This is a genomic window from Staphylococcus sp. HMSC067F07 (assembly GCF_001837405.1).
Lineage (GTDB): Bacteria > Bacillota > Bacilli > Staphylococcales > Staphylococcaceae > Staphylococcus > Staphylococcus capitis.
Genome location: NZ_KV832237.1, coordinates 254,489 through 279,530 on the forward strand (window position 1 = coordinate 254,489; position 25,042 = coordinate 279,530).

At 32.9% G+C, this 25,042-nt stretch carries 25 protein-coding genes and 1 pseudogene; 4 read left to right on the top strand and 22 right to left on the bottom strand.

Annotation, left to right across the window (positions count from 1 at the left end; translation table 11 throughout):
- Positions 1-77: 77 nt before the first annotated feature.
- The 5 genes and pseudogenes from HMPREF2706_RS12390 to HMPREF2706_RS08170 all read right to left on the bottom strand — a co-directional run bounded on the left by HMPREF2706_RS12390 (position 78) and on the right by HMPREF2706_RS08170 (position 4,575).
- A complete protein-coding gene (locus tag HMPREF2706_RS12390; RefSeq protein ID WP_227947188.1) occupies positions 78-353 on the bottom strand; it encodes an excalibur calcium-binding domain-containing protein in 276 nt (91 codons plus the stop codon).
- Positions 333-938: pseudogene (locus HMPREF2706_RS12395) on the bottom strand (thermonuclease family protein); the annotation flags it as partial. The gene HMPREF2706_RS12390 and the pseudogene HMPREF2706_RS12395, both read right to left, overlap by 21 nt.
- Before the next feature lie 292 nt (positions 939-1,230).
- Positions 1,231-2,298 (bottom strand): Leu/Phe/Val dehydrogenase, encoded by a 1,068-nt coding sequence (locus HMPREF2706_RS08160; RefSeq protein ID WP_030065336.1) that lies wholly within the window; start codon positions 2,296-2,298, stop codon positions 1,231-1,233.
- 226 nt (positions 2,299-2,524) lie between these two features.
- Positions 2,525-4,186 carry a fatty acid kinase catalytic subunit FakA gene (fakA, locus tag HMPREF2706_RS08165; RefSeq protein WP_030065334.1) on the bottom strand — a complete coding sequence of 554 codons (1,662 nt, stop codon included), beginning with the start codon at positions 4,184-4,186 and terminating at the stop codon, positions 2,525-2,527.
- 14 nt (positions 4,187-4,200) lie between these two features.
- The gene (locus HMPREF2706_RS08170) at positions 4,201-4,575 is read right to left on the bottom strand and encodes an Asp23/Gls24 family envelope stress response protein (protein ID WP_070862312.1); all 375 of its coding nucleotides are present in this window, start codon (positions 4,573-4,575) and stop codon (positions 4,201-4,203) included.
- A 366-nt stretch (positions 4,576-4,941) separates the two neighbouring features.
- Here HMPREF2706_RS08170 and rpmB point away from each other — a divergent pair, with 366 nt between their 5' ends.
- Complete coding sequence (gene rpmB, locus HMPREF2706_RS08175) at positions 4,942-5,130, top strand: 50S ribosomal protein L28 (RefSeq protein WP_002435210.1); 189 nt, start codon at positions 4,942-4,944, stop codon at positions 5,128-5,130.
- A gap of 98 nt (positions 5,131-5,228) precedes the next feature.
- On the opposite strand, the gene HMPREF2706_RS08180 is transcribed toward rpmB, so the two are convergent.
- From HMPREF2706_RS08180 to rsgA, 3 genes are read right to left on the bottom strand one after another with little or no spacing between them, the layout of a single operon-like run.
- Positions 5,229-5,864, bottom strand: a complete 636-nt coding sequence (locus HMPREF2706_RS08180) for a thiamine diphosphokinase (protein ID WP_030065330.1) — start codon at positions 5,862-5,864, stop codon at positions 5,229-5,231.
- A gap of 6 nt (positions 5,865-5,870) precedes the next feature.
- On the bottom strand, positions 5,871-6,515 hold the full coding sequence (gene rpe / locus HMPREF2706_RS08185) for a ribulose-phosphate 3-epimerase (protein WP_030065328.1): 645 nt from the start codon (positions 6,513-6,515) through the stop codon (positions 5,871-5,873).
- The gene (rsgA, locus tag HMPREF2706_RS08190; protein ID WP_030065326.1) at positions 6,515-7,390 is read right to left on the bottom strand and encodes a ribosome small subunit-dependent GTPase A; all 876 of its coding nucleotides are present in this window, start codon (positions 7,388-7,390) and stop codon (positions 6,515-6,517) included. Before rsgA ends, rpe begins: the two co-directional genes overlap by 1 nt.
- Before the next feature lie 176 nt (positions 7,391-7,566).
- On the opposite strand from rsgA, the gene HMPREF2706_RS08195 reads away from it, so the two are divergent.
- Positions 7,567-8,754 (top strand): CynX/NimT family MFS transporter, encoded by a 1,188-nt coding sequence (locus tag HMPREF2706_RS08195; protein WP_049428519.1) that lies wholly within the window; start codon positions 7,567-7,569, stop codon positions 8,752-8,754.
- Positions 8,755-8,818: 64 nt separating this feature from the next.
- Here the strand turns inward: HMPREF2706_RS08195 and pknB are convergent, their stop codons facing one another.
- The 6 genes from pknB to HMPREF2706_RS08225 are packed head-to-tail and all read right to left on the bottom strand — an operon-like array spanning position 8,819 to position 15,383.
- A complete protein-coding gene (gene pknB / locus HMPREF2706_RS08200) occupies positions 8,819-10,822 on the bottom strand; it encodes a Stk1 family PASTA domain-containing Ser/Thr kinase (RefSeq protein WP_049428516.1) in 2,004 nt (667 codons plus the stop codon).
- Positions 10,819-11,562: a Stp1/IreP family PP2C-type Ser/Thr phosphatase gene (locus HMPREF2706_RS08205; RefSeq protein WP_070862313.1), complete on the bottom strand. Its 744-nt coding sequence runs from the start codon at positions 11,560-11,562 to the stop codon at positions 10,819-10,821. The genes pknB and HMPREF2706_RS08205 overlap by 4 nt, the downstream gene beginning before the upstream one ends.
- A gap of 6 nt (positions 11,563-11,568) precedes the next feature.
- Entirely contained in the window at positions 11,569-12,663 is a 1,095-nt protein-coding gene (rlmN, locus tag HMPREF2706_RS08210; protein ID WP_030065318.1) for a dual-specificity RNA methyltransferase RlmN, read from the bottom strand.
- 2 nt (positions 12,664-12,665) lie between these two features.
- Positions 12,666-13,973, bottom strand: coding sequence for a 16S rRNA (cytosine(967)-C(5))-methyltransferase RsmB (gene rsmB / locus HMPREF2706_RS08215; RefSeq protein ID WP_049428512.1), 1,308 nt, complete (start codon positions 13,971-13,973; stop codon positions 12,666-12,668).
- A complete protein-coding gene (gene fmt / locus HMPREF2706_RS08220) occupies positions 13,970-14,902 on the bottom strand; it encodes a methionyl-tRNA formyltransferase (protein WP_030065314.1) in 933 nt (310 codons plus the stop codon). Before fmt ends, rsmB begins: the two co-directional genes overlap by 4 nt.
- The gene (locus tag HMPREF2706_RS08225; protein ID WP_030065312.1) at positions 14,895-15,383 is read right to left on the bottom strand and encodes a peptide deformylase; all 489 of its coding nucleotides are present in this window, start codon (positions 15,381-15,383) and stop codon (positions 14,895-14,897) included. Before HMPREF2706_RS08225 ends, fmt begins: the two co-directional genes overlap by 8 nt.
- A 221-nt stretch (positions 15,384-15,604) precedes the next feature.
- On the opposite strand from HMPREF2706_RS08225, the gene HMPREF2706_RS08230 reads away from it, so the two are divergent.
- Positions 15,605-15,808: a TM2 domain-containing protein gene (locus HMPREF2706_RS08230; protein WP_002435184.1), complete on the top strand. Its 204-nt coding sequence runs from the start codon at positions 15,605-15,607 to the stop codon at positions 15,806-15,808.
- Between the two features lie 111 nt (positions 15,809-15,919).
- Here the strand turns inward: HMPREF2706_RS08230 and priA are convergent, their stop codons facing one another.
- The 4 genes from priA to gmk all read right to left on the bottom strand — a co-directional run bounded on the left by priA (position 15,920) and on the right by gmk (position 20,586).
- Positions 15,920-18,328: a primosomal protein N' gene (gene priA, locus HMPREF2706_RS08235; RefSeq protein WP_030065310.1), complete on the bottom strand. Its 2,409-nt coding sequence runs from the start codon at positions 18,326-18,328 to the stop codon at positions 15,920-15,922.
- On the bottom strand, positions 18,328-19,527 hold the full coding sequence (coaBC, locus tag HMPREF2706_RS08240) for a bifunctional phosphopantothenoylcysteine decarboxylase/phosphopantothenate--cysteine ligase CoaBC (RefSeq protein WP_030065308.1): 1,200 nt from the start codon (positions 19,525-19,527) through the stop codon (positions 18,328-18,330). The genes priA and coaBC overlap by 1 nt, the downstream gene beginning before the upstream one ends.
- Positions 19,528-19,750: 223 nt before the next feature.
- Positions 19,751-19,963, bottom strand: coding sequence for a DNA-directed RNA polymerase subunit omega (rpoZ, locus tag HMPREF2706_RS08245; RefSeq protein WP_002435135.1), 213 nt, complete (start codon positions 19,961-19,963; stop codon positions 19,751-19,753).
- Positions 19,963-20,586, bottom strand: a complete 624-nt coding sequence (gene gmk, locus HMPREF2706_RS08250; protein WP_002435146.1) for a guanylate kinase — start codon at positions 20,584-20,586, stop codon at positions 19,963-19,965. Before gmk ends, rpoZ begins: the two co-directional genes overlap by 1 nt.
- Positions 20,587-20,946: 360 nt before the next feature.
- On the opposite strand from gmk, the gene HMPREF2706_RS08255 reads away from it, so the two are divergent.
- The gene (locus tag HMPREF2706_RS08255; RefSeq protein WP_002435182.1) at positions 20,947-22,644 is read left to right on the top strand and encodes an Rqc2 family fibronectin-binding protein; all 1,698 of its coding nucleotides are present in this window, start codon (positions 20,947-20,949) and stop codon (positions 22,642-22,644) included.
- 62 nt (positions 22,645-22,706) lie between these two features.
- On the opposite strand, the gene HMPREF2706_RS08260 is transcribed toward HMPREF2706_RS08255, so the two are convergent.
- The 4 genes from HMPREF2706_RS08260 to pyrF all read right to left on the bottom strand — a co-directional run bounded on the left by HMPREF2706_RS08260 (position 22,707) and on the right by pyrF (position 25,031).
- Entirely contained in the window at positions 22,707-23,108 is a 402-nt protein-coding gene (locus tag HMPREF2706_RS08260) for a VOC family protein (protein WP_002435165.1), read from the bottom strand.
- Between the two features lie 374 nt (positions 23,109-23,482).
- Entirely contained in the window at positions 23,483-23,701 is a 219-nt protein-coding gene (locus HMPREF2706_RS08265) for a hypothetical protein (protein ID WP_030065305.1), read from the bottom strand.
- A gap of 26 nt (positions 23,702-23,727) precedes the next feature.
- Entirely contained in the window at positions 23,728-24,339 is a 612-nt protein-coding gene (pyrE, locus tag HMPREF2706_RS08270) for an orotate phosphoribosyltransferase (protein ID WP_070862314.1), read from the bottom strand.
- Positions 24,339-25,031, bottom strand: coding sequence for an orotidine-5'-phosphate decarboxylase (gene pyrF, locus HMPREF2706_RS08275; protein WP_002435242.1), 693 nt, complete (start codon positions 25,029-25,031; stop codon positions 24,339-24,341). The genes pyrE and pyrF overlap by 1 nt, the downstream gene beginning before the upstream one ends.
- Positions 25,032-25,042 lie beyond the last annotated feature (11 nt).

Sequence of the window (25,042 nt, forward strand, 5' to 3'; positions counted from 1 at the left end):
ATTATTCTTAGTCAGCATACAAAAAGCTACTAACATTTTTGAATATGTTAATAGCTTTCAAAAAATTTTCTTTTTAATTATCTAACTTCGCAAGCATAGTTATCTTTATCTCGATCAAGTTTAGCTTGATAAGCAGGATGTCCTTTTTTCACGCCGTGTGGATATTTCTTTCTTAAAGCAGTACAATTTTTAAAATATTCTTTCTTAGTGGTACTTTTAGCTTTGGATGGTGTCTTAGATTTTTTTGAATAATGATGTATACTTGTTGTTTTAGCTGATGTCGGTTTTACTACTTTATGAGTTTTTTTAGTTGAAGTTAGAGAAGTTTTTACACTATTGGACTCACTCCAAATATTAAGCTTTTCAGCTTTAGCTCGAGCTTCACTTGCTCTGATTAATTGTTCATACGTATTGTTTGGCGGATAAACATATTTTACTCTTGCAAGACCTTGTCTTACAACCGCATTGTTAACCATTTTCCCATCAGCATACACGTAAGCTAATAATCTTCCGTATTTGTCAGTTCTTTGACCTTTATCAAACGCTACTTCAATTTTTTTAGCTTTAGTCATCATGTTTGTAGTAAATGCACTTGCTTCTGGACCATATTTTTGAACTGGTTTTCTAGGATCTTTCGTTTCTGGTGTATCAATAAGTAATAATCTAAACGTTGAAACTTTACCTTTATAATTTAATTTCACTGTGTCGCCATCAATCACTTTAACTAAAGTTGCTTTCTCTTTATGTAATCCATTAGCTGCATGTGCCTGTTGTGCATTAATCGTTTGCCCTAATGTTGAAAATACAATAGCCAATATAGCTATTAGTGAGAAGACACGTTTGAATTTTAAACTAGATGTTTGTGACATATATTTTCGAACAAATATAAAACTTGAACAAAAAATAACTAGAATCGATAAGAGAATCATTGGTTCCATTTCACACCTCTTTTATTTGTAATATACATTTATTCTATAACATTTTTATTTAGAGTAGTGTATATTTTTTGTAAATAGTGTTTATATTATTAATTTTTGTCATAACTTTTTAAGTTAAATAGAACACTTAAAATAAAATAATATTGTGTATCGTTGCGCTTCATTATATTAGATTCTGTAAAACTCTCTTATCCATACCTATAATATTTAATTATATATTTATAAAAAATACGACAATGATTGTTTCACATTCAATCATTGTCGTGCTAAAAATTATTTAAAGTTTATTCTCTTATTTTCTAATATCTTTAATATGAGAAATTTGCTTCATTCTAGTTTCAGCAAAATGTTGAGAGGCTTCAAGTGGTGTTTCATTGTGTTCACTTGAAATGTCGAAGATATGTTTTAAAATTTGATCTATATTTTCAATACTTTCTTTAGCTCTCTCTTCATTGTAGCCATTCAATTCATCTGCAGTATTAATAACTCCACCACTATTAACAATATAATCTGGTGCATAAAGAATACCTTTTTCTTCTAACATTTTACTGTGTTTATCTTCATCTTTTAATTGATTGTTAGCAGAACCACACACAGCTTTTACTTTTAATTGTGGAATTGTATCATCATTTAAGACGCCACCTAATGCGCAAGGTGCAAAGATATCAGCATCTACTGAGAATATATCATCAGGTTCTACAAATTCCGCACCGAAATCATCAACAGCTCGTTGTGCATTGTCTTTATTAATATCAGTGACAATTAATTTCACACCATCTTCATTTAATAAACGACATAACTCATATGATACATGTCCCACACCTTGAACTGCCACTGTCTTACCTTCAAGTTTGTCGCCATCAAATTTTTCTGCTACAGTGCGTTTCAATGCAATATAAATACCATAGGCAGTCATAGGACTTGGATTACCTGCTGAACCAAATGACTTACTAGTTCCACATACATATGGTGTTTCTTTATATATTAAATTCATTTCATGTTCAGAAGTACCAACATCTTCTGCAGTATAATAACGTCCATTTAATGTATTAACATAGCGACCTAATGCTCTATAGAACGCCTCTTCATTCTGTTTATCAGGTGCGCCCATAACTACAGTCTTTCCACCACCAAGATTTAATCCAGCAGCTGCATTTTTATATGTCATACCGCGTGCTAAGTTCATAGCATCTTCAATGGCCTCTTCTTCGGATTCATAATCATTTCTAACACGACATCCACCTAAAGCTGGTCCCAATGTAGTATCATGGATACAAATGATAGCCTTTAATCCTGTTACTTCATCTTGACAGAAGACAAGTTGTTCATAGTCTTTTTGCTCCATAGTTTCAAAAATCATTAAGAATACCCCTTTACTTAAATTTTTATCCACTATTCGCATACCCTGACTTATAGCTATTAATCTCAATATTAAACACGCACAATATTAGCTAAATTGGGAATTATATGAAAATTCTTATTATACTTTTTTAACTTAGTTTTCCAAAACAAAATTCAACATAAAAAAACAGTAATTCCTATCTCTTTAAAATAGAAATTACTGTTATATAAAAAGTATGAAATTGCTATTCAACTGCAAAGAAATACTGATAAATTGGTTGACCGCCTTCATGTTGTTCAACTTCTACATCTGGATAAGTTTCTTCAATCCATTCACTTAATTGTTCTGTGACTTCTTGATCAGATTCTTCCCCACTTATCATAGTTAAAATTTCACTATCGTCCGTAAGTAATTTGTCTAATAGACCTTTTACTGCTGTTAATTGATCAGCATCGCTTGTTACAATTTTGTCTTCTGCTAGACCCATAAATTCATCTTTTTTAATTTCAATACCATCGATTTTAGTATCACGTACTGCATAAGTCACTGAACCTGATTGAACTGCCTCAAGTGCTGTTTCCATATAATTCTTATTATCTTCAAGAGATGATTCTTCGTCATATTGGAATAAAGCAGTAATACCTTGAGGTATCGATTTAGTTGGAATCACTACAGTATCAACATCAACGATATTTGCTGCTTGTTCACTTGCCATTAAAATATTTTTGTTATTAGGTAAGATAATTGCACGTTTACATTGTGATTGCTCAATAACTTTGACAATGTCCTCTGTTGAAGGATTCATTGTCTGTCCTCCACTAATAATGTGTGTAGCACCCATAGATTTAAACAATTCAGAAATACCTTCACCCATAGAAATTGTAATCACAGCTGTTTCTACTGTATTAGGTTCATCTGCATTATCCTTTTGTTCTTGTCCGCTTTGTTCTTTGCGGATAACCTCTCTGTGTTGCTCTCTCATATTTTCAACTTTGAGTTTAATTAATTCGCCATACTGTTGACCATAATTAAATACATCGCCAGGATGTTCAGTGTGAACATGGACTTTTACAATTTCATCATCATTGATTACAAGTAATGAATCACCAAATTCACTCATATCATTTCTAAATTCTTGTTCTTCAAACGGTTTTTTATTTTTACCAAAACGAACCATCATTTCAGTACAATAACCATAGACAATATCTTCTGTATTGATAACACCGTGGAAATCATGATCATCATTGACAAGTGATTCGGTATCTAATTTAGGAGCTTGCGCTTCTACTTTTTCTCCTTTTAGGCCTTTAAGAAATCCTTCATAAACGCATAATAATCCCTTACCACCACTGTCAACGACTCCTACTTCTTTAAGCACTGGCAATAAATTAGGTGTATTGTCTAATGATTCCTTGGCAGCTTGTATAGTATGTTCCATAAGTTCAATACAATCTTCTGTATCTTGAGCTTTATCAACTGATGCAGCTGCTGCATCTTTAGCTACAGTTAAAATTGTTCCTTCAACTGGTTTCATTACAGCTCTATATGCAGTTTCTACTCCTGCTTGAAAACTCTCAGCTAATTGCTGTGCGTTGATTTCATCATTATTTTCAATGTTTTTACAAAAACCTCTAAATAATTGAGAAAGAATTACGCCCGAATTACCACGTGCCCCCATAAGTAATCCTTTAGAGAACGTCTTTCCTAATTCACCAATATTTTGAGATAAATTATTTTCTACTTCCTCACGACCAGAAGTAATTGTTAGATTCATGTTCGTCCCAGTATCTCCATCTGGTACAGGATATACATTTAATGAATCTACTAAATCTGCATTATTTGATAAATTTTGAGCCCCTTGTATAATCATATCGGCAAATAATTTACCATTTATTTTGCTAATCATTTCACGATGTCCTCCTAAACCTTTTTGCCTGTATCGTTTACACGTACACCTTGTACGAAAATATTAATAGAATTGACTTTTACATTAAGTGTTTTTTCAAGTGTATATTTAACTGTTGATTGAAGATTACTTGCTACTTCAGAAATTTTCACTCCGTAACTCACAATAATATACATATCTACATCTATCGTGCCATTTTCTTCTCTTATTTTAATGCCTTTAGCATAGTTATCATGTCCTAGAATTTCAGCAATACCGTCCCTTACTTGTTGTCTAGATGCCATACCAACTATGCCATAACTTTCAACGGCTTTACCACCTACTACAGATGCAATCACTTCATTTGAAATATCAATTTTGCCATAATCATTTGAAATTTCTAATGTCATTTTTGTTTCCTCCTGGAATTCTCATGGTTTATGTTAAAGGTGTTTAAGCTTTATCTTAATATTTTAAATTCTTTAATTCAAAATTTCTAAAAAATAGAGCAATTGTAAAAAATTAACAATTACTAATCGTTTCAATTTCGTTATCATTCTACCTAAATTATAATTTAATTGTATAATTTCAACTATTGCTTTACAGTATCATACTATATAACTCCACAGCTTACAATTATACCATAATAATGACAGATATAGCGTATTAGATTTTAATTACCTTAAATATTTATTGCTCAATTACCCTTTATGTGTTATCTTAATAAAGTATGTAAGTAGTAATGTGTATTTATATTTATTAAAGGAGGTACTTTCATGGGTAAACAATGTTACGTAACAGGTCGTAAAGCTTCGACTGGTAATAATCGTTCACACGCTTTAAATGCGAACAAACGCAGATGGAACGCTAACCTTCAAAAAGTTAGAATTCTTGTAGACGGAAAACCAAAAAAAGTTTGGGTTTCTGCACGTGCTTTAAAATCTGGTAAAGTTACTAGAGTTTAATAAATATAATGCACAAAAAATGTCCTTATGTGGAGGAGCACATTTTTAGACCTTAGAGGCAATTTGCTTCTAAGGTCTTTTTTATTATTATAAAAATTTTAATCAGTACTTCTCATTTGTAAGACAGTGCCCTTTTCCACATTGACTTTTGCAACCTTTGTTGTAATTTCATTAGAAATAGTTAATGTTGACCCCAATTCTAAATATTCATTGCTCAAATTATATTTAAACCCTTCTAAAGACAAACTTACTTCATCATTTAATGGAATAAATGAAATGTATGGATAGGTGCTATCTTGTTTAACTTGATGTTCACCTTCGTTGAGTAATGTAATTTCATTTTGAACATCTATAACTCGAAGATGAATATGACGCTCTAAATATTCAGGCTTTTGTAAAATTTGAAGTACACCCATAAAATGGTCTAATCTCCCGCCAGTTGCTCCGTAAATAGTTATTGTAGAATATCCTTGTTGAACGGCTTTTTGCACGCCTAGAGCGAGATCAGTATCATCTTTTTCAGCTTTTACTGGATGAATATTTAATTGATCTTTTAATATATGACGTTCCTCTTCATTAACCGAGTCGAAATCTCCTACTGAAAATACAGGCTCTATACCATTTTCAACTAGTATCAATGCACCTCTATCAATACCGGCCCATTGTGATTGTTGTTCTAACTTAAATAATTGAGTGGGCAATAATCGATCCGAACATAACAAATTAATTTTCATAATAAATTAGCCTTTCAATGCATTAGTGACCTTTGCATAATCATTTTGTTTAAAAAAGTATGAACCTGTAACAAGCATTGTTGCTCCCTGCTCTACACAATATTTACTTGTTGAATCATTAATGCCACCATCAACTTCAATATCAAATGTAAGATTATTCTCATGTTTTATTTGGTTAAGTTGTTCGATTTTATTAATACATTGTTCAATAAATGATTGCCCACCAAATCCAGGATTAACTGTCATAACCAAAACATAATCTACAATACTTAACACAGGTAAAATGGACTCTACAGGTGTGCCTGGATTGATTACAACTCCAGCTTTCTTGTTAAGTAATTTAATTTCTTCAATTGCACGGTGTATATGAGGTGTAGCTTCAACATGCACTGAAATCATATCTGCGCCATGATCTGCAAATAATTGAATATAGTTTTCAGGCTGTTCGATCATCAAATGTACGTCAATTGGTAGGTTAGAATAACTGCGTATTGCATCTAAAAGTGGTATACCTATCGAAATATTAGGTACAAATTTCCCATCCATCACATCGAAGTGTAAGCCATCAACATTCGCTTTTTCTAAATGATCTAATTCCTCTTTTAAATTTAAAAAATCAACGGATAAAAGTGAAGGTAAAACCTTAACCATCAATATCGTACCTTTCTATTAGAGATTTCATTAAATAACTGTAAATAATGCTCATATCTAAATTGAGCAATTTTCCCCTCATCAACTAAATGTTTAACATTACATTTAGGTTCTTTGATATGATTACAATTTCTAAATTTACAATCTTGTCCCGCGTCCTTAATATCAACGAAGTAATTTTTAAGTTCATCCTTTTCAATATGATCAAAATCAAGCGCACTAAATCCTGGCGTATCAGCAATAAATCCATGATTTCTCTCATATAATTCAACATGTCTCGTCGTATGCTTACCTCTATTCAATGATTTAGAGATATCATTTGTTTCAAGGTTTAACTCTGGGCGATAATGATTAAGAAAAGTAGTTTTACCTACACCTGATTGTCCACTTAAAACAATTAAACCATGATTCCACTCATCTACAATAGAGACCCTATCATCATTTTTACTAATAAACTGTGTAGGATATCCTATATCTTGATATAGGTCTAGCATAGCTTGAATATATTCTTGATCATCCTGTGTCGTTAAATCTTTCTTAGTAATTAATATACGAGGTTCTAAATCATAAGAATGTGCTACGACTAAGAAACGATCAAGTAATTGAGTTGAAAATTGAGGCTCAACAGCACTCATTACAATAACAAGCTCATCAATGTTACTGACAGGTGGTCGTTTGAGTTCATTGTCTCTGTCATGAACATGATGAATATAGCCTTCTTGTTCATTTTGAACTTCAAAATCGACGATATCTCCTACTACTGGAGAAAATTTTTTCTTTCTAAACAATCCTCGTGGCTTAGTGTCAAATCGAACACCATCAACATCTACTTGGTAGACACCACTAATTAATTTGACGATACGTCCAGTCTTCAAATCGACACCTCTCTAGATTTTTTTCTATTCATAGTATATCAAAATCGTTATAAATATAATACGTATAACTTCGTTTCTCAATAGTATATATTTTGATTAAAAATCGATAAAACTATCTTGTCACTTTTCTAAGCAAGTGATACGATTTTTACATCTGTGAAAGAGGAGGGATAGTCATGCCTAAGCAAAATTTAGACAGGCACATTAATTTTTTATTATTAATTGGAATCATGTTGGTAGCAGCAAATTTACGAGCACCCATTACCTCTGTTGGCGTGGCGTTACCTTCAATTAAAGATACATTACATACAACTAATAGTGCACTTAGTTTAATGACTGTAGTACCTTTAATAGCATTTGGAGTTGTATCATTTTTTGCGTCAAAAATAGGCAATACATTTGGATTAGAACGAACAATATTTGTAGCTTTAATCTTGATATTTATAGGTATTTTATTACGTTCAATAATTGGATTGAGTTGGCTTTATATTGGCACAACACTGATTGGTATAGGTATTGCGTTCGGCAATGTATTAGCACCAGCCATAGTCAAAACACGATTTCCCTTTCATATTGGTATCATGACAGGGCTATATACCGTAGTAATGAATGTAGTTGGAAGTTTAAGTTCTTCAGTCATAAGTCCGTTAACCTCTCGTTATAACTATGCAATTGCATTAGGACTAATGTCTATTATTACATTATTCACAATTATAATTTGGACTTTTCAACTGAAGCAACAACCACCTAAAGCTACCAACTCTGTTCATAGTCAAATCAACATTTGGAAGTCTCTATTGGCTTGGAGAGTAACCATTTTTATGGGAGCACAATCTCTGATCTTTTATACAATTATTAATTGGTTACCAGAATTACTCACGGATCATGGCATATCTATACAAACTTCAGGTATTTACGTATCAATATTACAAATCGCTATTATACCTTTAACTTTCATCACACCTATTGTTGCTACAAAAATGAAATCACAAGTACCCTTAACGTTATTAACGAGCGTTCTATTCATGATAGGTGTACTTTGTTTAATATTCGTTGATTACAAATATGTATGGTTAGGCATCATACTAATAGGTGTAGCAAGTGGTCTAGCATTTGGATTAGCTAACACATTATTTGTTGTACGTACCGAAAGTGGACAAACAGCAGCGAAATTGTCTGGGATGGCACAGTCTATTGGTTACTTATTAGCTGCTATTGGCCCATTCTTATTTGGAATTTTCCACGATATCACGCATAACTGGACACTTTCACTAAGTGTGCTATTAGTTACTTCACTACTCATTCTTCTATTCGGAACGAAAGCAGGTAGTCAAACAACTATTGAACAAACGAAAGCGAAATAAATACAGAATATTACAAAATGAGCCCCTTTCAAAAGTTGAAAGGGGCTCATTTTGTATTTTATTATTAGTCATCGTAGCCAACATCTTTATCGGCAACAATTTTATTATCAACACGTACAGTGTATCCCGCAGTTTTACCTTTTTCTATTTTTAAAGGTATGCTTATTGTTTTATCCTTAGTAATTTTAAAAGTTTGAGATGCGGAATTTCCAGAGTTATCTTTGTCTCTTATAAAGACTTCTACTGTTTGGCTTTTACCTTTACTACCTGAGTAGGGCACTTTAACTGTTTCAGACGTTGATTTCACATCGCTATCATCACTGTCATCATCGTCCTCACCTGACTTGCCTTTTGAAACTGTTAAATTAATTATAGAACCTTCATCTACAGATTTATTTTTAGGTGATTGAGATATAATATTTCCTTTTTTAACTTTATCATCATTTTCTTGAGTAGCTTGTACTTTAAATCCTTTAGATTCCAACTCTTTTTTGGCTGATGAATAAGATTTATTTTCAAAATCACTCACATAAACTTGACGCACACCTAGTGACTCATAGATTTTAATGTGATGATCATTTAGAGCAACTTCACTATTTGCTTCAACACTTTGTTCTGAAATTAAACCTTTGTCTACTGAGTGACTATAAGCTTGTTCAACATCAATATCTTTTAAACCTAAATTTTTCAGCTTTTTAACTGCTTCATCTTTAGGCAGTCCTACAAGATTTGGCATTTTTACTTTTTGAGGACCTTTAGAAAGAATAATATCAATCGCTTCTCCTTCTTCTATCCGTTCACCGCTATTAGGTTCAGATTTGATGATTTGGTTTTCAGGATATTTATCACTATATTTCCTAGATATGTCACCCATGGTCAAATGATGATCCTTTAATATTTGCTCTGCTTCTTTTTCAGTTTTTCCTGATAAATCTGGCATTTCCTCATACTTACTACCAAAAACACCCATACCTATAAAACCAACTAATCCCGCTAACAATAACGCAAATATTAAAGATAGGACAGTGATTTTCATCTTAGAGTGTTTCTTTTTAGGTGGTGATGAATAGCGACCTTCTAACGATTGAAATTCTTGCTGACGTACAGGTTCGTTAACAATAGGGATTTGCATTGTTTTATTTAAATCATCATCGTTATGAGTATCATTTATCTTTTTATTGAGTTCATCTTTAGTGAGCGGAACTGTTTTAGTTTTATCTAGTTCATATTTTTCCTCGTTCGCACGGTTCTCATGTAAAGCACTCGTTAAGTCATCACACATTTCTTGAACGGTATGATAACGATTATGTTTATCTTTTTCAGTAGCGCGTAGCACAACATTACTTAACGCATGTGGTACTTCTTCGCGTTTATCAGTAGTAATATTTGGTATTGAATCTTGAATATGCTTAATGGCAATACTAACAGCAGTTTCTCCATTAAACGGAGGTTCACCTACTAACATTTCATATAGCACTATACCAATAGAGTAAATATCTGTACCTTCATCAGTTGATTCACCTTTTGCCTGTTCTGGTGAAAGATATTGTACTGTTCCGAGCACGTGATTCGTCTGTGTTAAGGATGTTTCACTTAGCGCTTTAGCTATACCAAAATCAAAGATTTTCAATGTTTTGTTTTTATCTATTAATACATTTTGTGGTTTAATGTCACGATGCACAATTCTCATATCATGTGCGTGTTTGATACCACTTAAAATTTGCTCGGTAAATTTTATTGCTGTTTCTACACTTAGAGAACCATGACTATGTATATATTCAGCTAATGTAGGGCCTTCAATATATTCCATTACTAGGTAGAAACATTCGTCTTCTTCATCTACATCAATCATACTCACTATATTTTCATGTGATAGCTGAGAAGAATTATGTACCTCTCGTTCAAAGCGTTTTAAGGTTTCTTCCTTTTCACGAGGTGGAATAGAAATAGCTTTTATTGCGACTTTACGATTAAGTATTGTATCTTCTGCTAAATATACAATACTCATTCCTCCGCCACCAAGTTTATCAATTACTTTGTAGCGTTCATTAACCATCTTTCCTATCATACTTTGTCACCTTCTATCGATGACAGTATGAAACTTACATTATCTTTGGAGTCATGGGACATCGCTAAACGCATTAGACGTTCACAATGTGATTCAATTGTGTCATCTTGATTAAGCTCCTCCTGGATTTCGTAATCTCTAACATAATCTGTTAATCCATCTGTATTTAATAACAAGAAGTCATAAAAGTTAGTTCTTTTAACAAATAAATCAGGTGACACGCGTTTGTCAGTTCCCATAACTTTAGTGATGATATTTCTTTGTGGATGATTAAAAGCTTCTTCTTTAGAAATTTGACCAGTGACAACGAGATGATTAACAAAAGAATGATCACTTGTAATTTGCTCTATTTGTTTTTGATTAATAACATAAGCGCGAGAATCTCCAACATTAGCTACCACAACTTGCTTGTCATAAACAATAGCGCACACGAGTGTTGTACCTATACCATGATAATCTGGATTTTCTTGAGCATAGTTATACAAATGAAAGTTGATATCTTTAATGTTTGAACGCAACCATGATTCAGCCTGATGGATTTCAATGAGGTTTTCATCTTCAAAACGTTTTTGAAGTTCATACGTAACGAATTGACTAGCTACTTCACCGGCTTTATGACCACCCATGCCATCGCATAAAACTAACAATTGTTGCTGAGTTTGGTTATAAAAAATACCGCCAGCGTCTTCATTCTTTTCTCTGTGTTGACCAGTATCCGTGAAAAATTGTGCGTTTAACATATGTCTTTACCTCGTTTCTACTTGTCGTTCCTTTGCTCTTAATTGACCACACGCTGCATCAATGTCTGATCCTTGTTCACGTCTTATTGTAGCATTGATTCCTAATCTCTTTAATTCTTTTTCAAATTTAAAAATATCATCCTTTGGAGTTTTCACATAATTACGTTCAGGTACATGGTTGACTGGAATTAGATTAACATGGCAATTTAAATTTTTAATTAGATGTGCTAAATCTCTTGCATGTTCTAGTTGGTCATTCACTCCACCGAATAAACCATATTCAAATGTAACACGTCGATTAGTTTGTTCCTGATAATATTTAATTGCTTCCATTAATTTCTCAACATTATAAGCTCGGTTAATCGGCATTAAACGAGAACGAATTTCGTCTTTAGCACCATGTAGACTAACTGCAAAATTGATTTGGATGTCTTCTTCAGCGAAATCATAAATTCTAGGAATTATACCAGAAGTGGACACTGTAATATGACGTGCCCCAATATTTAAGCTGTTATCATCGTTAACGATTCTTAAGAAATCCATCATTTCATCATAATTTTCAAAAGGTTCACCAATGCCCATGATTACGATTTGAGAGACGCGTTCATCTGTTTCATCTAAAGCTTTTTGAACTGTTAGTACTTGAGATACTATTTCGCCCGCTTCTAAGTTTCGCTTTAAGCCACCTAAAGTTGAAGCACAGAATGTACAACCGATACGACAACCCACTTGTGTTGTGACACAAACTGAATTACCGTATTCATGTCTCATCAATACAGTTTCAATTGTATAACCATCTTGTAATTCAAATAAAAATTTAATCGTTCCGTCTTTACTTTCTTGTTTAACTACTGTTGTCAACGTAGTCATCGCAAAATTATCTTTTAAAACTTGACGTAAATCTTTAGAGAGATTCATCATTTCATCAATACTATCCACTCTTTTTTGATATAACCATTCAAAAATTTGTTTAGCTCTAAATTTTTGTTGCCCATGATCAATCAACCACTGCTGCATTTCATCGTAACGCAAAGAATAAATCGATTGTTTATCAAAATTAGGTAAGAACTTATTCTTTTTCTTTTTTTCTGCAGTAATCATTCTTAACTTTCCTTTCTTTTAATTTGAGTTATAAAGAATCCATCAGAGTCAAAATCTTGTGGTAATATCTGTAATGTCTTAACTTGCTTTCCAGTAACAGGGTGTTGGAAAGGCTCAAATTCAAACTCTTCGTTTTGTTTTAAAAATGTATAAATTACATTCTCATTTTCCATCTGTTCTATTGTACATGTTGAATACGTAATTGTACCACCAGGTTTAATATTATGTTTAATATTCTCTAATATTTGTAGTTGTAAATCAACAAGTGATTGAATACTATCTTGAGACTGAGTATATTTTATTTCAGGTTTATGTCTTAACACACCTAAACCACTACAAGGTGCATCGACTAAAATTTTATCGTACAGCCCATCATAAGGTTCAGTTGCATCATGTTGGAACGCATGAATATTATCTAGCTTTAATTTTTTAATATTATGCTTAATAAGATCAATTTTATGGGAATGTATATCTGTAGCATCAATTTGCCCTTCTGGAGATAATATTTCCGCCATATGACAAGCCTTTCCTCCAGGAGCACTACAAGCATCTAATACTTTATCATCTCTACCTAACTTCATGATATGAGCTACCATCATCGAACTCTTATCTTGAATGGAGACATAACCATCTTTAAACGCTCTTGAATTTACAATAGTTTGCCCACTTACATGCAAACAAAAAGGTAAAATATCATCTTTTTCAACATTGAATCCTTCATTTTCCAATTTATTAATAATGTCATCTACAGAACCACGTGAAATATTCGCTCTAACTGTTGTCTTGACAGGAGCTAATAATGACTGAGCAATTTCTTCCGTCGTCACAAGACCATAATGCGTAACCCAATGATTAACTAACCATTTAGGTAAACTATACTCTAAAGCAATTCGTTTCTTATCATCTTTTATTTCTTGAAAATGAGGCAATTCACTTCTCATCATTGAACGTAAAATACCGTTGACGATATTACCATTATGATGGCCACCTCTTTGCTTAGCAATATCAACTGCTTCATTAATAATCGCATGATCGGGAACTTTGTCGAGATAAACATATTGATAAATACTCATCCATAAAAGCTGGCGTACCCACCCTTTTATTTTAGTTTTAACAAAAGGTTTTAGAATATAATCCAATGTATATTTTCGTTTAATTGTTCCATAAACAAGCTCAGTAAATAAATTCCGATCAACATCAGCGATGATATTGGAAGATAAAACTTCATTAATTTTTAAATTACTATATGCGCCTTCATTTAATATATGTTGGATAGTTTCGAATGCATGGGCTCTTACAGAATTCATCATATCAATTGCTTCCCTACAAGTGACTCTTGAACGCCACTAAGATAATTAGCTACTAACATACGTTTTTTTCCAGCAAGTTGCATTTCCGTTAATGCAATAGCATCATTAGAACCTGTTCCAATAATGATAGCTTTTTTAGTCGTTTCAATGATTTTACCAGGATCACCATTCTTACCTGAGATAATGTGAGATGAATATAATTTAAGATTTTTGTCATCCATAGTGGTATATGCTACTGGCCATGGAGATAAGCCACGTATGTGATTATGAATATCTTGAGCGCTTTGATTCCAATTAATTCGTTCATCTTCTCTACTAATGTTAGAAGCAAATGTCGCTTCTGAGTCATCTTGAGGGATGCTGTCATTCGTTTCATTAATAATAGAAGGAAGTGTATCTTTGAGTAAATCCGCACCAAGGAAACTTAATTTATCATGCATTGTACCTACATTATCATCTTCCTCAATATTAATTGCTTTCTGAGAAATGATATTACCAGCGTCTAATTTTTTCACCATATACATTATCGTTATACCTGTCTTTTCTTCACCATCTATAATTGCTTGGTGAATGGGTGCTCCACCACGATATTTAGGTAGTAATGAAGCATGTACATTAATCGCTCCTAAACGTGGTGCGTTAAGTAGAGACTCAGGTAGTAACTGGCCAAATGCAGCGGTAACAATTAAATCAGCATCTAACGTTAATAATTCTTCAAGTTCTTCTGAATCTTTAAGTTTTTCAGGCTGATAAACATCAATGTTATGTTCAAGCGCTACTTTTTTAACTGGTGGTGGTGTCATGACTTTTTTACGACCAACTGGACGATCGGGTTGTGTCACTACTGCAATCACATCATGTTCTGCAATTAACATTTCTAGTACTTTAGTTGAAAAGTCAGGTGTTCCCATAAATATAATTTTACTCATTTTCAAAATATGCCTCCACTTCATCTTCATTTAAAATACGATTCGCTTTATCTGTAAAAAGGATACCATTTAAATGATCTACCATATGTAATATCATTCGAGCTACATCATCATAAGCAGTCAATTCAACTTGATTTCCATTTACATCATTGCATTGTAAAACAATCATTTTACTTCTAGTTACTTCACCAAAAACATTAGGTAAAGAAACTGAACCTTCAAGGTCTGTAATTTCCTCATCAGAATAACTTTTTATGACTGGGTTGATTAATTGAAGAAGCCCTTCAAGTTCCATATCGATTAATGCAACACGTTGATTCACACCAATTTGTGGTGCACTAATTGCAGCAGCCTCTTCTTCATATAGAGTATCTTCCAAATCCTTTAACAATGATTTTAACTGGTCATCATATTGATTCACGATCTTGCTTTCTTTTTTTAGTAACGGATGTGTAGACTTAACCAATTTCTTTACTGTCATGCTAACGGCTCCTCATTAAAATTCATCATATCATTATAACTTACTTAAATTGAAATTGCGACCTTTCTTGAAAGTGTGATTAATTATTTAAATTTCTTGCAACTTTAGTCTGAATTTGATTAAAGAGAAAGTAAAATAATTGATTTTATATTGTGACCTAATAAAATACTAAGTAAGGTAAGTTTAATAATAACTTAAATTTCTGACCGGAGGTGACCATCATGGAAGTAAATAAAGTGATATATATTTTATTAGCTGTTTTTCTAGGGAGCTTCGGCATCCATAAATTTTACGCTGGTAAGTCATTCCAGGGTATTATGCATCTTTTATTCTGTTGGACAGCCATTCCTCATATTTTAGCTATTATCAGTGCCATTTTAACTCTATTCAGACCAGCTGATGAAAATGGTAATGTTACAATGTAAATTTAGAAGTTTATAGCTGTTTCTAATATATATTTTAAAAAAGGCAATTTCTGTAAAGTTAATACAGAAATTGCCTTTTTATATTTATCTTGTTAGTACACGTTTTTATTATTACATCATCATTTGTGGGTTAATATCAATTTTAAGTGCTAATTTTTCTTTTACATACTGGTCATGATAGTAATCATCTAAATATTGAAGTGCCTGATGTAATTGTGGTTCACTTTTATACTTTACTAATATTTGAAAACGGTATTCATTATTTATTCTAGATAATGCTGCAGGAGATGGGCCTAATACTAAAGCTTTCTCACTTAAATGTTGCAATAATATTTGGTGAATGTGTTTTGACGCTTCCATCACTTTTTTCATATCTCTATGAGAAATTGTAAAATTGATTAAGAAATAATAAGGTGGGTATTTACCTAGTTTACGAAAGTTCATTTCTTTTTGATAAAACGTGAGGTAATCGTTAAGTTTCACATCTTCAATAGCATAATGTTCCGGATTATATGTTTGTATGATGACCTGACCCTCTTTTTCATGGCGCCCAGCACGACCGGAAACTTGAGTCAATAATTGATACGTTCGTTCACTTGCCCGAAAATCAGGCAAATTAAGCATGGTGTCTGCATTCAACACTCCGACTAATGTGATATTAGGATAATCTAAACCTTTTGCAATCATTTGTGTACCTAAGAGGATATCCCCTTTACCCGCTTCAAAGTCATTTAATAATCTTTCATGTGCACCTTTCTTAGAAGTTGTATCTACATCCATTCGTATAATTCTTGATTCTGGAAATTCTTGATATAATAATTCCTCTACACGTTGTGTTCCTGTACCTACTTGTCTAATATGATCACTTTCACAATTTGGGCATAAATTAGGTGGTGTTTCTTGATAACCACAATAATGACATTTTAGTTGATCACTCGTTTTGTGATATGTCAATGAAATATCACAGTTAGGGCATTGCGGAACGTACCCACAATCTCTACATAACATAAATGAAGCATATCCTCTTCTATTTAAGAAAAGTACGATTTGTTCTTTTTTATTTAAGCGTTGTTGTATAGCTTCTTTAAGCGCATTGGAGAACATAGAACGATTCCCTTCGCTTAATTCTTCACGCATGTCTACAATATCAATATGAGGTAGTGCTTGTTGATTCACTCTATTTGGTAATGATAATAATTCGTAAACATCTTTCTCCGCTCTTGCATATGTTTCTAAACTTGGTGTCGCACTTCCGAGTATGACAGGGCAATGATGATATTGACTACGCCACTGTGCAATATCTCTCGCATGATATCTTGGATAATCTTCTTGTTTATATGTAGATTCATGTTCTTCATCAATAATAATAATTCCTAAATTTTTAAAAGGTGCAAACACACTCGAACGTGCACCAACACTTACACGTGCACGCCCGTCACGGATTTTTTGCCATTCATCATAACGTTCACCATTAGATAATCCTGAGTGAAGTACAGCAACATCATCTCCAAAACGACGTTTAAATCGTAAAACCATTTGAGGCGTAAGTGCAATTTCTGGTACAAGCATCATCGCCTCTTTACCTTTGTTTAAAACTGCTTCTATGGTTTGTAGGTAAACTTCAGTTTTACCTGAACCTGTTACACCATGTAGTAAAAATGTTCTAGATTCATCATGATCAATTTTATTTTTAACAGCTTCATAAGCAAGTTGTTGATCAGTGGTAAGTTGACGTTTATCTTCTTGTTCAAATATACGATTCGCAAATGGATCACGGTTAACCTCAGCATCATATTTTTCAACGTAGCCCTTTTTAATTAGAGAATCTAAGCTAGACTTAGAGAACCCAATATCTTCTATCTCTTTTAAAAATATGGTACGATGCGATTCTTCTAATAAGAAAGCGTATAAATCATATTGTTTCGCATACTTTTCAAGTCGAGCTAGAACATCATCACCATTGAATTCTTCTTTTATAGCAATTGCTCTTTGTGTTTTCTTCTTAATATTTTGAGATAATAAAGTGACTTCTTGTACCAATCCCTCTATCATTAGAGAAAGCATGTCGTCTAAATCATTATTATGTTGCGCGTCTTTGTATAAATAATGACCATCTTTATTAAATTTCTTCAAAATTGTTTCAGATAAATCATTTCCCTTAATTATTTCAAAAGCTTTATTATATTTTGCTTTTATTGCACTTGGCAACATTGCTTCAAGTACAGATATACGTTTGGTGACATGATAATGACTCATCCATTCGCTTAATTGAACAAGCTCTGTAGTTAGCTCTGGTTGAATATCTTGAACTTCTTTAATAGCTTTAAGCTTGGAGATGTTAACATCTTCATCTGGCTTATCTTGAATATCCATCACGTAACCTTGAATAGTACGAGGCCCAAATGGAACAATTACACGCACACCAACCTGAACTACACTTTCTAAATGAGTTGGCACAATATAATCAAATTTAAAATCAACACTCTTGGATGGTATATCAACAATTACTTTTGCAATCATCATTGCCACCTAGTTTCTAATTCATCTAAAATTTGTTTAGCTAATTCTACTTTTTTACCCTTCTTTATACTAACCACATCTTTATTCTTAAAATGCATCATCAATTCATTATCATCAGAACTAAATCCTATAGATTGGTCACCTACATTATTCGAGATAATGACATCAGCATTCTTACGCGCTAATTTATCTTGCGCATATGCTTCAATATTTTGAGTTTCTGCAGCGAAGCCTACTAAGTATTGATGTTTTTTGTTATCACCTAAATACTTTAAGATGTCAGTAGTACGCTTGAAGGTAACAGATAAATCCCCTTCACGTTTCTTCATCTTATGTTCAAGCACTTCTGAGGGTGTATAGTCTGAAACAGCCGCTGCTTTAAAAACAATATCTTGTGTATCATATCTTTCTTTTACGGCATTAAACATATCCTCTGCACTTTGAACATGTATCACGTTTATACCCGTAGGATCAGTTAACTGCGTAGGGCCAGTTATGAGTGTTACTTCAGCTCCTTTATCTCTAAGAGCCTCAGCTATTGCAAAACCCATTTTACCTGAAGAACGATTTGTAACATATCTCACCGGATCAATCACTTCAACCGTAGGACCTGCAGTAACTAAAGCTCTCTTTCCTGAAAATGAACTATCAGACGAAACTTTATCATTGTTGAAAAATTGGTTAATCACGGACACAATTTGCAATGGTTCTTCCATTCGGCCTTTTGCTACATAACCACAAGCTAAATAGCCATCTCCTGGTTCAATGAATTGATAGCCATCTCCTCTGAGAACTTCAATATTATGTTGAGTACGAGGATTCTCATACATGTGCACATTCATTGCTGGTGCAACAAACTTCGGTGTTTCAGTAGCAAGTAATGTTGATGTAATAATGTCGTCAGCGATGCCAACACTTAACTTCGCAATTGTATTAGCTGTAGCTGGCGCTATAATAATTGCATCTGCCCAGTCACCTAATGACACGTGTTGAATTTCTTCTGGTGTTTCTTCTTTAAAAGTATTGGTATAAACTGGATTTCTGCTAATTGCTTGAAATGAAAGTGGTGTGACAAACTCTTGTGCATGGTTAGAAAGCATTACCCTCACTTCATAACCCGCTTGTGTTAGCTTACTCGTTAAATCTATCGCTTTATATGCTGCAATGCCACCAGTTACAGCTAATAAAATGTGTTTCATTATATAATCTCCTTGATACTTTACTTAAAATATTCATTTAAAAGGTTTAAATGTTTAAGTTCTATGCTTAATTAGAGCATGATACCTGTTCTTCAAATTTAATTTTATTATACACAAATAAGTTTAATAATTAAAAAAACACACCTTAATTCATTACGGATCACACGTCTCTAATATGTGTCCTTAATAAGGTGTGTCAAAATTATAGATTAAAGTAAAAATATTAACCTAAGTATTCTTCAGGAATGACTGGTTCAATTTTACCATCAGCAATTTCTTCTAAAGCTCTACCAACTGGTTTAGCTGAATGATAATTTTCAATAAGTGCTGTTTCATGTTTTTCGTCTAACTCGCGCGCTCTTTTCGCGGCAGTAGTTGCGATAAGATATTTAGAATTAATTTTTGCAGTAAGTTGGTTTAACGGTGGATTTAACATTATTTTTTTGCCTCCAATAACATTTTTCTATATTTAGCTTCGATGCGCTCTCTTTTTAAATGTTCAGCTTCTACTATAGACTGAATTCGATTTTTAGCAAGTTCAACTTCATCATTTACGACTACATAGTCATATAGATTCATCATTTCAACTTCTTTACGTGCTTCGTTAACACGACTTTGAATTTTCTCATCTGATTCAGTGCCTCTGCCAACTAAACGCTCTCTTAAGTCGTCAAGACTTGGTGGCGCAAGGAAGATAAACAATGCATCAGGAAATTTTTTTCTTACTTGTTTTGCGCCTTCAACTTCTATTTCCAAGAAAACATCGTAACCTTGATCCATAGTATCTTTAACATATTGAACTGGCGTACCATAATAATTGCCTACATATTCCGCATATTCAATAAATTGATCGTCCTTAATTAACTCTTCAAACTGCTCTTTCGTTTTGAAAAAGTAATCTACACCATCTACTTCACCTTCGCGCATGTTACGAGTAGTCATTGATATAGAGTACTTATATGAAGTAGTGGGATCATCAAAAATCTGTTTTCTAACAGTTCCTTTGCCAACACCAGAAGGACCTGAAAGAACAATTAGCAATCCTTTTTCATTATCCATGCCTTACGACCTCTCTAAGCTATTCTTCTATTATTTAAATATAATATCATACCAAACTAAAGAATGTATAGGAGTACTTTTATCATATTGATAAATAGTACTCCTTAATGCATTAACTTCAGTTAATGTATTCCTTAATCTAGTAAAAAACTATTTAGTGACTCTTAATGCATTAACTTTAGTTAATGTAATCCATTAATTCTCATATTGATAAATAGTACGCCTTAATGCCTTCATAAAAATTAAATTATTTTACTTCTATTATTCACCATTTTATATTTTATAAAACTAAAACAATGACCGTATAAACAACGCATGTTAAAATATGATGAATGAAAATTTTTAAGGTGGCAGATAAATATGGCATATGATGGCTTATTCACTAAAAAGATGGTTGAGTCACTTCAAAGTTTAGTTTCAGGCCGTATTCATAAAATCAATCAACCGGAAAACGATACTATTATTATGGTAGTACGACAAAATCGCAAAAATCATCAATTACTATTATCAATTCACCCTAGCTTTTCAAGGTTACAAATTACTGATAAAAAATATGATAACCCATTTAATCCACCTATGTTCGCACGTGTCTTTCGTAAGCATTTAGAAGGTGGCTTTATAGAAAATATACGCCAAATTGGCAATGACCGTCGCGTTGAAATTGATATAAAAAGTAAAGATGAAATCGGCGACACAATGCATCGTACAATTATATTAGAAATTATGGGTAAACACAGTAACCTTATTCTTGTAGATGAAAATCGTAAAATTATTGAAGGATTTAAGCATTTAACACCAAATACTAACCAATATCGTACGGTAATGCCTGGGTTTGAATATGAAGCTCCTCCAAGCCAAAATAAGTTAAATCCTTACGAAATTTCTGGACAAGAGGCTCTAAAATATATTGATTTTAATTCAGGTAAAATTTCTAAACAATTATTAAATTCATTTGAAGGGTTTAGCCCACTTATTACAAATGAAATAGTTAGTCGCCGACAATTTATGACGCAAGATACGCTACCTGAAGCATATGATGAAGTTATGGCTGAAACTCAATTATCTCCGACCCCTGTTTTTCATAAAAATCATGAGACAGGCAAGGAAGATTTTTATTTTATGAAATTAAATCAGTTTTATGATGATGTAGTAGAATATGATTCACTTAACGATTTACTCGATCGTTATTATGATGCTCGAGGAGAGCGAGAACGTGTTAAACAACGTGCAAATGATTTAGTAAGATTTGTACAACAACAGTTGCAAAAACAACAAAATAAATTAAGTAAGTTAATTGATGAATATGAGAGTGCTAAGGATAAAGAAACTCAACAACTTTATGGTGAATTAATCACTGCAAACATTTACAGAATTAAACAAGGTGATGAATCGGTAACAGCACTAAATTATTATACTGGTGAAGAGGTAACCATTCCGCTCAATCCGACCAAATCACCTTCAGTAAATGCTCAATACTACTATAAGCAGTATAATCGTCTAAAAACACGAGAACATGAATTAGATCATCAAATACAATTAACGAAAGAAAACATTGATTACTTTTCAAATATTGAACAACAATTAGAACATATTACTGTTGACGATATAGATGATATTCGTGACGAATTAGCTGACCAAGGTTTCATGAAACAGCGTAAAAATACTAAAAAGAAAAAGAATGCGCAAATTCAACTACAAACGTATCGCTCAAGTGACGGAGATACGATCTTAGTCGGTAAAAATAATAAGCAGAATGACTACTTAACAAATAAAAAAGCACAAAAATCTCATATATGGTTCCATACTAAAGATATACCAGGTTCTCATGTCGTTATCTTAAATGATAGTCCTAGTGATGAAACAATTAAAGAGGCTGCAATGTTAGCTGGTTACTTCTCTAAAGCAGGAAATTCTGGTCAAATTCCAGTGGATTATACAGAAATTAGAAATGTTCACAAACCTTCAGGTGCAAAACCTGGCTTTGTGACATATGATAATCAAAAAACATTATATGCAACACCTGACTATGATAAAATTCAACAAATGAAAGAATCTTAATAAAAAACTCCGTACGATAACCTTGATAAGTTACCGTACGGAGTTTTTAATATATTTTATTCTTATTCTGGTAAAGCGAGTTGGAAACTCACGCCAAACTTGTCTTGCACCCATGCAAATTCTCTAAAAGGTGGCATTTCAGTTTTAGGCATTAGAATAGCGCCTTCTTTTTTCAAACCACTAAATAAACGTTCCATTTCCATAGCATCCTTAACAGTGACATATAATGACATGGCAGGGTTCATAGGTAATTCTTCACCATTATTAGCATCAATTGCCATAAATACTTGACCATTTAAAGTAAAGATAGAGTGTTGTACTGATCCTGGAGTACCAGGGCCGTCTTCATCATATTTAACCATCGTCAATATTTCACTATCCTCGAATAAACTTGTATATAACTTAATTGCTTCTTCAGCTTGGTCGTTAAACATAAGAAATGTTGTTATTTTAGGTATTTCCACTTTATATCTCCCCTAGTTTTAAAAATTTAATTACTTTACCAATTTAAGTATCTCGTATATTATTTTAACATGATAACTCTTATATTGTAGAATATCGTGATACAGATGAAAAAAACTATGTCTTCGTTTATTTGATGATTTATAAGATCGCTTACCCTAATCTTATTCTCACATAACAATATGAATATAATATTTTATATATAGGGAGGTTTACGGAAGATGTTAATTCACTACGGTTTACCCATTTTAATATTATTAATTGTTTTACTAATCGGTTGGTTGCTCACTAAAGTATTTATACGCTAATGAGAAAGAGCCAAAGTCTTGAAATTCCAAGTACTTTGGCTCTTAAAATTTTCATATTTAATTTTCGTCTATAATTGACCTTTATGACGTAAACTTTCTTTAGCTCTTTTAAATATATCACCAGAATGTGTAAACGCATTATCATTTACTGATTCTGAGAAATCTCGAACACTTTCGTCAATACTTTTTAAGTTTTTTGGGGTTCTATAATCATCTTGTCTTTTTAGAAAATCATTACAATGCTTCATCGTAATATAAAGATGATTATTTTCATCTCTTTGAGTCATTCACTTTCCCCCTTTATAAACTTATCTTATGACAAGTTGTCTCTCCAATCAACTAAAGTCTGAATATCATCTTCAGAAATTTTTCCTTCTTCCCTCGCAACTTCAATTAATTCATTATAATTACTTAAAGTATAAAACGGAATTCCTGCTTTGTGGAATGTATCATCTGCTTTTTTCAGTCCATACGTGAAAATTGCTACCACACCAAGTACATCAGCACCAGCCTCTTTTAAAGCTTCTACAGCTGTTACTGAAGAACCACCAGTAGAGATCAAATCTTCAACAACTACAACTTTTTTACCTTCGCTTTTAGCGCCTTCAATTTGATTCTGTTTACCATGGCTTTTACTTTTAGAACGAACATAGTTCATTGGTAGTTCCATCTTTTCAGAAATATAAGCAGCATGAGGAATACCTGCAGTTGCAGTACCAGACACAATTTCTACCTCTGAAAAATGTTCATCTATTAAGCGTGCTAAATCATCTCTAATAGCATTACGCACTAACGGGTAACCTAGAGTGACACGATTATCACAATAGATTGGAGATTTAATCCCAGAACTCCAAGTATATAAATCATTCGGAGACAAGGAGACTGCCTCAATATCTAATAAAGCTTTTGCAATTTCTTTAGCCATTAACCTAACCAACTTTCTTTGATATTTTGATAGCTCTCTACAGGACGATCACTTTGTGTTATAGGTCTCCCGACTACTATATGTGTAGATCCTAAAGTTTGTGCTTCTTCGGGAGTAGTAATACGTTGTTGATCATTTTGAGCCGCGCCCTTAGGTCTAATTCCGGGAGTGACTTTCATAAATTCAGGACCTAATTCTCGAGAAATTAACTCAGCTTCAAGTGGTGAGCACACCACTCCGTCTAAACCAGCTTTATGAGCAAGGCGAGCATAATTCAGTACCGCTTCATCAATAGTCGTATGAATATTTTGCTCTTCATGCAACTGTTGTTCAGTAGTAGAGGTAAGTTGCGTTACTGCAATAATTTTAGTATTTGGATTAATTTTACTTAAACCTTTTTTAGCCTCTTCCATCATTTTCACACCGCCAGCTGCGTGAACATTAACTAAATCTACATCTAATCGCGCTAATCCTTCCATAGCTTTACTTACAGTATTAGGGATATCATGCAATTTTAAATCTAAAAAGATATCATGGCCTCTCTTTTTTAGAGATTGAATAAGTCCAGGACCTGTTTGGTAAAACAATTCCATACCAACCTTGACACACAATGGTTCATTAAATTGATCTAAAAAGGTATTTACTTCTTCTGCAGATTTAAAATCTAATGCAATGATTGGTAAATTTCTCATTTAAATACTCC

Excerpts from the sequence above, each read along its gene's own strand:
- rpmB (WP_002435210.1), top strand. The coding sequence starts at position 4,942 with ATGGGTAAACAATGTTACGTAACAGGTCGTAAAGCTTCGACTGGTAAT.
- HMPREF2706_RS08205 (WP_070862313.1), bottom strand. The coding sequence starts at position 11,562 with ATGTTAAACGCACAATTTTTCACGGATACTGGTCAACACAGAGAAAAG.
- HMPREF2706_RS08180 (WP_030065330.1), bottom strand. The coding sequence starts at position 5,864 with ATGAAAATTAATTTGTTATGTTCGGATCGATTATTGCCCACTCAATTA.
- HMPREF2706_RS08265 (WP_030065305.1), bottom strand. The coding sequence starts at position 23,701 with ATGACTCAAAGAGATGAAAATAATCATCTTTATATTACGATGAAGCAT.
- HMPREF2706_RS08195 (WP_049428519.1), top strand. The coding sequence starts at position 7,567 with ATGCCTAAGCAAAATTTAGACAGGCACATTAATTTTTTATTATTAATT.
- rpoZ (WP_002435135.1), bottom strand. The coding sequence starts at position 19,963 with ATGTTAAATCCACCGTTAAACCAACTTACTGCAAAAATTAATTCTAAA.
- HMPREF2706_RS08170 (WP_070862312.1), bottom strand. The coding sequence starts at position 4,575 with ATGACATTAGAAATTTCAAATGATTATGGCAAAATTGATATTTCAAAT.
- HMPREF2706_RS08255 (WP_002435182.1), top strand. The coding sequence starts at position 20,947 with ATGGCATATGATGGCTTATTCACTAAAAAGATGGTTGAGTCACTTCAA.
- rpe (WP_030065328.1), bottom strand. The coding sequence starts at position 6,515 with ATGGTTAAGGTTTTACCTTCACTTTTATCCGTTGATTTTTTAAATTTA.
- HMPREF2706_RS08160 (WP_030065336.1), bottom strand. The coding sequence starts at position 2,298 with ATGATTTTTGAAACTATGGAGCAAAAAGACTATGAACAACTTGTCTTC.
- priA (WP_030065310.1), bottom strand. The coding sequence starts at position 18,328 with ATGATTGCAAAAGTAATTGTTGATATACCATCCAAGAGTGTTGATTTT.
- HMPREF2706_RS08230 (WP_002435184.1), top strand. The coding sequence starts at position 15,605 with ATGGAAGTAAATAAAGTGATATATATTTTATTAGCTGTTTTTCTAGGG.
- gmk (WP_002435146.1), bottom strand. The coding sequence starts at position 20,586 with ATGGATAATGAAAAAGGATTGCTAATTGTTCTTTCAGGTCCTTCTGGT.
- fmt (WP_030065314.1), bottom strand. The coding sequence starts at position 14,902 with ATGAGTAAAATTATATTTATGGGAACACCTGACTTTTCAACTAAAGTA.
- pknB (WP_049428516.1), bottom strand. The coding sequence starts at position 10,822 with ATGATAGGAAAGATGGTTAATGAACGCTACAAAGTAATTGATAAACTT.
- pyrE (WP_070862314.1), bottom strand. The coding sequence starts at position 24,339 with ATGGCTAAAGAAATTGCAAAAGCTTTATTAGATATTGAGGCAGTCTCC.
- rlmN (WP_030065318.1), bottom strand. The coding sequence starts at position 12,663 with ATGATTACTGCAGAAAAAAAGAAAAAGAATAAGTTCTTACCTAATTTT.
- HMPREF2706_RS08225 (WP_030065312.1), bottom strand. The coding sequence starts at position 15,383 with ATGACAGTAAAGAAATTGGTTAAGTCTACACATCCGTTACTAAAAAAA.
- rsmB (WP_049428512.1), bottom strand. The coding sequence starts at position 13,973 with ATGATGAATTCTGTAAGAGCCCATGCATTCGAAACTATCCAACATATA.
- coaBC (WP_030065308.1), bottom strand. The coding sequence starts at position 19,527 with ATGAAACACATTTTATTAGCTGTAACTGGTGGCATTGCAGCATATAAA.
- fakA (WP_030065334.1), bottom strand. The coding sequence starts at position 4,186 with ATGATTAGCAAAATAAATGGTAAATTATTTGCCGATATGATTATACAA.
- pyrF (WP_002435242.1), bottom strand. The coding sequence starts at position 25,031 with ATGAGAAATTTACCAATCATTGCATTAGATTTTAAATCTGCAGAAGAA.